The organism is Vulcanococcus sp. DEBay_Sum22DG08_74, from assembly GCF_017852955.1.
In the GTDB taxonomy this organism is placed as follows: domain Bacteria; phylum Cyanobacteriota; class Cyanobacteriia; order PCC-6307; family Cyanobiaceae; genus Vulcanococcus.
In genome coordinates, this window is the sequence record NZ_JAFMKL010000096.1 from 1 (window position 1) to 6279 (window position 6279).

A 6279-nucleotide genomic window follows, 5' to 3' on the forward strand; every position below is an offset into this window, starting at 1 on the left:
ATCCCGGCCCTGCGCCTGCCTGGCCTGCTGCCGATGCCCTTTAACCGCACGGGGCTGCAGAACCTTTACTGCGTCGGCGACTCCTGCTTCCCCGGCCAGGGCCTGAACGCCGTGGCCTTCAGCGGCTTCGCCTGCGCCCACCGCATCGGCGCGGACCTGGGCCTGAACCCCTGGGCCCTGCCGGACTAGGCCAAGAGCCGCCAGTCCTGGGGGGCCAGCTGGCTGCCATCGGGCAGCGCCAACGCTGAATCCCGGCTGCGGTTGAGCACCAGCCGCCGCCGATTGGCCCCGCTGCCGCGGATCAGCAGCAACCCATCCTCACCAAGGAGCTCCAGCTCCAGTTCCGCCGAGCGCAGGGCGGAGTGCTCCCGGCGCATCTGGGCCAGAGCAGCGATGAAGTCCCCCAAGACCAGGGGCGCCCCCCAGGGGAAGGCCTCACGGCAGGCCGGCTCCTCGCCGCCCGCGAGGCCAGCCTCGGTGCCGTAATAGAGCGAGGGCACCCCAGGCAGGGCAAAGAGCAGCACCAGGGCCAGCTTCAGGGCCGCCAGGTCCCCCTGGAGCATGTGCAGCGCCCGCGGCACGTCATGGCTGTCGAGCAGGTTGAGCTGAGCGCAGTTCACCTCGGGCCGGTACCAACCCAGGGTCTCGAGCAGCAGCGCGCGATAGCGCTCGCCGCTGAGGCATTGGTAGGGAATCGCCTCGCGGTGATGCCCATCGGCCAGGGCCCCGGCAGCGACCCAACCGAGGGTGCCCCAGGCGAGGCGGTAGTTCATCACCCCATCGAAGTGCTGGCCGCCGAGCCACTGACGCGCCTCACCCCAGATCTCGCCAACGATCCAGGCCTCGGGGTTGGCCGCGCGCACCTCCCGCCGAAACTCCAGCCAGAAGCTCGGCTCCACCTCATCGGGAACGTCCAGGCGCCAGCCGTCGATCCCGCGCTCGATCCAGTGGTGCCCAACCGCCAGCAGGTGCTCACGCACCTGGGGATTGGCGTGGTTGAACTTGGGCAGGGCCGGATCAGACCACCAGGCGTGGTAGCCGCAGGACTCCCCCGCGGCGGGATAGGGCCTCAGGGGCCAGTGCTCGCTGATGAACCAGTCGCGGTAGGGCGAGGCCGGCCCGTTCTCCAGCAGGTGATGGAAAGCCCAGAAACCCCGGCCGCAATGGTTGAAGACCCCATCGAGCAGCAGGCGCATACCCCGGCGCTTGAGTTCGGCCAGCAGCGCCGCAAAGGCCGGCTCACCGCCCAGCAGCGGATCGACCTGGAAATAGTCGTAGGCGTGATAGCGGTGATTGGCCGCCGAGCTGAAGATCGGGTTGAGATAGAGGCAGCTGACCCCCAGACCCTGGAGATGGTCCAGGCGATCGAGCACACCCCAGAGGTCACCCCCTTGAAAGGCATGGGGATCGGGCGCGGAGCCCCAGGGCGCCAGCAGCAGGCCGCTCTGCTGGGGCGAGCGCCCACTGCGGCAGAAACGATCCGGAAAGATCTGGTAGACGACGGCCTCCGCGGCCCAGGCCGGCGGCAGGCAGAAACCCGAACTCGCAGAAGCCGAGACCATCTCCATAGGGTGGCCCCTCTTGACGCAAGCTGCCGAGATGCCGACTTCCGAGGAGCTGGCCCGCTACCTCGAGCAGCGGGGCGAACTCTCCAAACCCTGGATGCTGCAGCTGCTGCGGCTGACGAAGCTGAAGGAGGCCAAGGACACGATGAACCCCGAGGAGTACGAGCAGAAACTCCACGAGGCCCACGCCGATCTGATGCGCCTGGGTGAGTTCTGGAAGGGACGCGAGCAGGAGGTCTTCGGCGGGCGCTACCAACCCTCGAGCGTGATCGAACCGCTCCCCGGCTCCCCCGAGGACCGATGAGCGACCAGCGCTACCCGATGGCGCCGCTGATTCGCTTCACGCTGGTCAGCCTCTATCTGGCCCTGGTCTTCCCCCTGCCCTGGATGGCCCCGGCCAACCTCCAGCCCTGGCTGATCGCGGCCCTGCCCCTGGGGCTGCTGCTGGTCTGGGCCCTGGTGAGCGAGGAGGTCAGCCTGGGCGAGGGCGGCCTGCAGGTGGGCTACCCGCGCTGGTGCTCCTGGCTGCTGCGCCGCGGTTGGTCCCTGACCTGGGAGCAGGTCAAGGGCCTGACGCCTGTGGCCACGAGCCAGGGGGGCCGCGTCTTCTACGTCAGAACGGAGGACGGCTCGGCCTATCTGCTCCCCCAACGGGTGCAAGCCTTCGAGGAGTTCCTGGGCCGCTTCAGCGAGCGGACGGGCCTGGACACCAGCTCCATCGGCCGGATCAGCCCCCCTTGGACCTATCAGCTCCTGGCGGGGCTCTGCCTGGCGATGCTGGTGTTTGAGGCGATGGTGGGCTGGGCCCTGCTCAGCGGACGATGGGTGCTCCCGTCAGCGGCGCTGAGCTGAGCCCGTCGGCCGGAATGGTGTCCAGGCTGAAGCGGTAACCCTGCTGGCGCACGGTCTCGATGCCGCCGCCCTCGCCCAGGCCGGCCTGCTCCAACTTGCGCCGCAGGGTGAGCACCTGGGTGTCGACCGAACGGGGGCCACCACTGAAGGGGGGCCAGGCCATGCGCAGCAATTCGCTGCGGCTGCGGATGATGCCCGGGGGCATCAGCAGGGCGCAGAGCAGGGCGAATTCCCGGGGGCTGAGCTCAACGGGCTGATCCCGCAGGGTCACCTGGCGCAGCAGGACATGCACCTCGAGCGGACCGACGCAGACCCGCTCCTGCAGACCCGTGCCACTGCGGCGCAGCAGCAGCCGGCAGCGGGCGGCCAGTTCCTCCAGGCCAAAGGGCTTGCGCAGGACGTCATCGGCGCCGGCATCGAGCAGGGAGACCACCGGTTCTGAGCCGGAGCGGGCCGTGAGCACCATCACCGGACAGCGCAGCTGACCGGCCAGCTTCAGGGCTGAGGTTTCCTCCAGCAGTTCGGCGGCAACAAGCAGGTCGGGGGTGAGGTCCTCACAGAGGGCAATGGCCTCTGAGGCGGTGGAGACAGCGGCGGTGAGGTGACCGTCCTGCCGCAGACGCTGGGCCAGAACGGTGCGCAGGGTGGGGTGAGGATCCACCACCAGAACCCGTTTCAGATTCGATTCAGGACTTGGAGGTGTGGAGGACACGCCCTTCTCCTTGATTCTCTCTACGCTATCGGTAATTTCAGAGGCACATCGGTATCAGGCACTGCTTGATATCTGGCCACCGGGTCGAGGCCCTCTTCCCGAACCATGAACGGACTGCAGCACCCCGAAGCCATTCGCCATTTCCAGTCCCTCTGCGATGCCTGCCAGTCCCTGGCGGATCGCTACCACGGGCCCTCGGAACTGCGGCTGTACGCCGATGGCTACCTGCACGCCCTGCGGCGCTCGGCCCTGCTGGACCCCCTGGCCCAGCGCCGCCTCGAGGAGGTTGTGGACCGCTGGATCATGGATCCCTCCAGCTTCATCGGCCCCAACGGCGACATGAGCACCCTCTACGAGACCGGCCGCAACTAGGCACAAAAAAAGGGGCCCTCAGGCCCCTTGGAGAGCTCAGCTGGCGAGGGCAATCGCGAGCTTTTCCTTGAGTTCCCCGGAGTTGTACATCTCGATCAGGATGTCGGAGCCGCCGATGAACTCCCCATTGACATAGACCTGGGGAATGGTCGGCCACTCGGAGTACTCCTTGATGCCCTGACGGATCTCCATGTCGGAGAGCACGTCAAAGGTCTCGAAGGGAACGGCCATGGCGTTGAGGATCTGCACCACGTTGTTGCTGAAGCCGCACTGGGGCATCAACTTGCTGCCCTTCATGAAGACGAAGATCGGGCTGCTGCCCACCAACTGATCGAGGCGCTGCTTGAGGGCGGAATCCATGGGACGAATCGTGAAATCAGGAGGGGGTTGAGGTCTGCAGGGCGAGGGCGTGGATCGCCTCGCTGGCCAGTTCCGAGCGCAGGGCGCCGTAGACCAGCTGGTGCTGCTTGATCCGGCTGAGTCCCTCAAACGCCGAGGAGACCACCTTCACCTGCAGGTGGTCTCCGCCGCCGGTGAGATCTTCCACCTCAACGCAGGCATCGGGAAGGGCGACGCCAATGGCGGCCTTCACCTGGTCGGGATGAACCATGACCTCAGATCAGTGAGCTTGGGACTGTAAGAAGACGGACTGCGGAATCAGTTGCCCGCGGCCGAACCACCGGCGAAGGGGGTGGTGACGAAGCCCAGCTCCAGCAGGCTCTGATAAGCCTTCTGACCCATGGGGTTGGCCGGGGTGGTGATCTGAACCACTTCCACCAGCAGGGGAACGGCAGCGGCGGGCTGATTCATCCGGCGCAGCAGCGCCGCCAGCCGCAGGTCGATCTTGGCCTGCAGCTCCAGGGCCTCCCGGCCTTTGGCATCCATCTCCCGGGGGATCCGGGCATCAAGGCCGCGGAAGGAACCGCTGAGGCTGCGATAGAAGCGGGTCAGGTTCTGGGCGCCTTCACGGGCCGAGTCGTAGTCGGCTTTGGCCTGCTCCAGATTGCCGGCGGCCGCAGCGGCATCACCGGCCGCCACCTTGGCCTCAATGGCGCTGAGGTTCAGACCCGAGCTGGGGGAAGCCAGGACCTTTTGGGCGTCCTGAGCCAGGGCGGATTGCGAGACCAGACCAGGGACAACCGCCGCCAGGGCGGAGAGGCTGAAGGCGGCGAGTTGCCGGCGCACAGGAGCACTTGCGAATTGGGGCAACTCTACGGGCGTTGCAAGGGGCGCCCAACCGCCTGGCGCGCCAGCGCCTCAGCAGCCTGAAGCTTCTCCGTCAGATCCAGCGTCAGGGCCTTGATCTGCTCCCGTTCCCCGCCGGCCAGACGCAGGGGTTGACCGAAGCAGAGGGCGGCCTGATCGCCAAAGCGGGGCTTGGCATGGCCATAGGCAATCCCGACGGGCACCACCTGAACCGCCACCCCCTGGCCTTCCGCCAGGGCCGTCAGCCGCGCCAGCCCAGGCATCAGCCGCATGGCTGGATCGTCCTGGTTGATCTTCCCCTCCGGGAACATCACCAGTTGATTGCCGCTCTCCAGCAGATCGACGGCAAAGCGCAGGGAGGCGGCGGCCGGCTTGCGCGGATTCACCGGGAAGCAGCCCAGGCGATGCAGGAACCAGCCCTGCAGACCGGTCATCTCATCGCTGGTGACCATGAAGCGGCAGTCCCGTCCGCTCACCCGACGCCCGGCGGCATAGGGGAGCATCAGCGCATCCCAGCGGGAGCGGTGGGTCGGCGCCAGCAGCACCGGCCCCTCATGGGGCAAGTTCTCGCGGCCAAGGACCCTCAGGCCACCACCAAAAAATCCCTTCAGGGCAACGTCCTGGGTGAGCACCATCGCCACCGGCGCCAGCCAGGGGTTGATGCCGTTGCAGAGACTCTTTTCCCGTTCCGTCAGGGCCACCGATGCCGTGCCTGCCGCCGCCATCGGACTGAACACCCTGACCTGAAGTCCCGGCAACCTAAGGGCGATCCCCTGCCGAAAGCCCCTCAAGCAGGCAGTTGATCGAGCGGGCCTGGCGGCGCCATCCATAGGATCCGCCTAGAAGCAGCGATTGCCATGGCGAGCCTTGGCGTCAACATCGATCACATCGCCAATGTGCGCCAGGCCCGCCGCACGGTTGAGCCCGACCCGGTGAGCTACGCCCTGCTGGCCGAGCTCGGCGGCGCCGATGGCATCACCGTGCACCTGCGGGAGGACCGGCGGCACATCCAGGACCGCGATGTGGAGTTGTTGCGTCAGGTAGTGCGCAGCCGCCTGAACCTGGAGATGGCCGCGACCGCCGAGATGGAGGCCATCGCCCTGCGGATCAAGCCCGACATGGTCACCCTCGTGCCGGAGAAGCGCGAGGAGGTCACCACAGAAGGGGGGCTGGATGTGGCCTCGCAGCTCAGCACGATCAAAGGAATCTCGGGCCGTCTCCAGGACGCCGGCATCGGCGTCAGCCTGTTTGTCGACGCCGAGGCCGCCCAGCTGGAGGCCTGCCAGGCCAGCGGCGCCCGCTGGGTGGAACTGCACACCGGCACCTATGCCGAGGCGAACTGGCAGCAGCAGGCCAAGGAACTGGCGCGCATCACCGAGGGCACCTTCATTGCCCGCAGCCTGGGCCTGCGGGTCAACGCTGGCCATGGCCTGACCTACCAAAACGTGGAGCCGATCGCCGCCATCGAGGGGATGGAGGAGCTCAACATCGGTCACACCATCGTCGCCCGGGCCCTCGCGGTGGGCCTGGAGGAGGCCGTGCGGCAGATGAAGGCTTTGGTCCAGAATCCCC

10 protein-coding genes and 1 pseudogene are annotated in these 6279 nt (G+C 67.2%); 5 read left to right on the plus strand and 6 right to left on the minus strand.

What is annotated here, in order from left to right; genetic code table 11:
- A pseudogene (locus QZ184_RS09335) lies at positions 1-189 on the plus strand (carotene isomerase); the annotation flags it as partial.
- Here QZ184_RS09335 and QZ184_RS09340 read toward each other — a convergent pair.
- Positions 186-1568: a glycoside hydrolase family 13 protein gene (locus QZ184_RS09340; protein WP_296419255.1), complete on the minus strand. Its 1383-nt coding sequence runs from the start codon at positions 1566-1568 to the stop codon at positions 186-188. The pseudogene QZ184_RS09335 and the gene QZ184_RS09340 overlap by 4 nt on opposite strands.
- Before the next feature lie 31 nt (positions 1569-1599).
- Here QZ184_RS09340 and QZ184_RS09345 point away from each other — a divergent pair, with 31 nt between their 5' ends.
- Together QZ184_RS09345 and QZ184_RS09350 are read left to right on the plus strand one after the other, a co-directional pair.
- A complete protein-coding gene (locus QZ184_RS09345; RefSeq protein ID WP_296415351.1) occupies positions 1600-1869 on the plus strand; it encodes a hypothetical protein in 270 nt (89 codons plus the stop codon).
- Positions 1866-2417 (plus strand): hypothetical protein, encoded by a 552-nt coding sequence (locus QZ184_RS09350; protein WP_247479017.1) that lies wholly within the window; start codon positions 1866-1868, stop codon positions 2415-2417. Before QZ184_RS09345 ends, QZ184_RS09350 begins: the two co-directional genes overlap by 4 nt.
- On the opposite strand, the gene QZ184_RS09355 is transcribed toward QZ184_RS09350, so the two are convergent.
- Complete coding sequence (locus QZ184_RS09355; protein WP_296419257.1) at positions 2377-3129, minus strand: response regulator transcription factor; 753 nt, start codon at positions 3127-3129, stop codon at positions 2377-2379. The two genes, QZ184_RS09350 and QZ184_RS09355, sit on opposite strands and share 41 nt — an antisense overlap.
- A 105-nt stretch (positions 3130-3234) precedes the next feature.
- On the opposite strand from QZ184_RS09355, the gene QZ184_RS09360 reads away from it, so the two are divergent.
- Positions 3235-3501 carry a DUF6761 family protein gene (locus QZ184_RS09360; RefSeq protein WP_010317822.1) on the plus strand — a complete coding sequence of 89 codons (267 nt, stop codon included), beginning with the start codon at positions 3235-3237 and terminating at the stop codon, positions 3499-3501.
- Between the two features lie 36 nt (positions 3502-3537).
- Here the strand turns inward: QZ184_RS09360 and grxD are convergent, their stop codons facing one another.
- The 4 genes from grxD to QZ184_RS09380 are packed head-to-tail and all read right to left on the minus strand — an operon-like array spanning position 3538 to position 5432.
- Positions 3538-3861 (minus strand): Grx4 family monothiol glutaredoxin, encoded by a 324-nt coding sequence (grxD, locus tag QZ184_RS09365; protein WP_010317823.1) that lies wholly within the window; start codon positions 3859-3861, stop codon positions 3538-3540.
- A 16-nt stretch (positions 3862-3877) separates the two neighbouring features.
- On the minus strand, positions 3878-4111 hold the full coding sequence (locus tag QZ184_RS09370) for a BolA family transcriptional regulator (RefSeq protein WP_010317824.1): 234 nt from the start codon (positions 4109-4111) through the stop codon (positions 3878-3880).
- Positions 4112-4158: 47 nt separating this feature from the next.
- Positions 4159-4710 carry a hypothetical protein gene (locus QZ184_RS09375; protein WP_010317825.1) on the minus strand — a complete coding sequence of 184 codons (552 nt, stop codon included), beginning with the start codon at positions 4708-4710 and terminating at the stop codon, positions 4159-4161.
- A 2-nt stretch (positions 4711-4712) separates the two neighbouring features.
- Complete coding sequence (locus tag QZ184_RS09380) at positions 4713-5432, minus strand: lysophospholipid acyltransferase family protein (RefSeq protein ID WP_247479021.1); 720 nt, start codon at positions 5430-5432, stop codon at positions 4713-4715.
- Positions 5433-5564: 132 nt separating this feature from the next.
- Here QZ184_RS09380 and QZ184_RS09385 point away from each other — a divergent pair.
- Positions 5565-6279, plus strand: a 715-nt coding sequence (locus tag QZ184_RS09385) for a pyridoxine 5'-phosphate synthase (RefSeq protein WP_296419258.1), incomplete at its 3' end; no start/stop codon positions are given.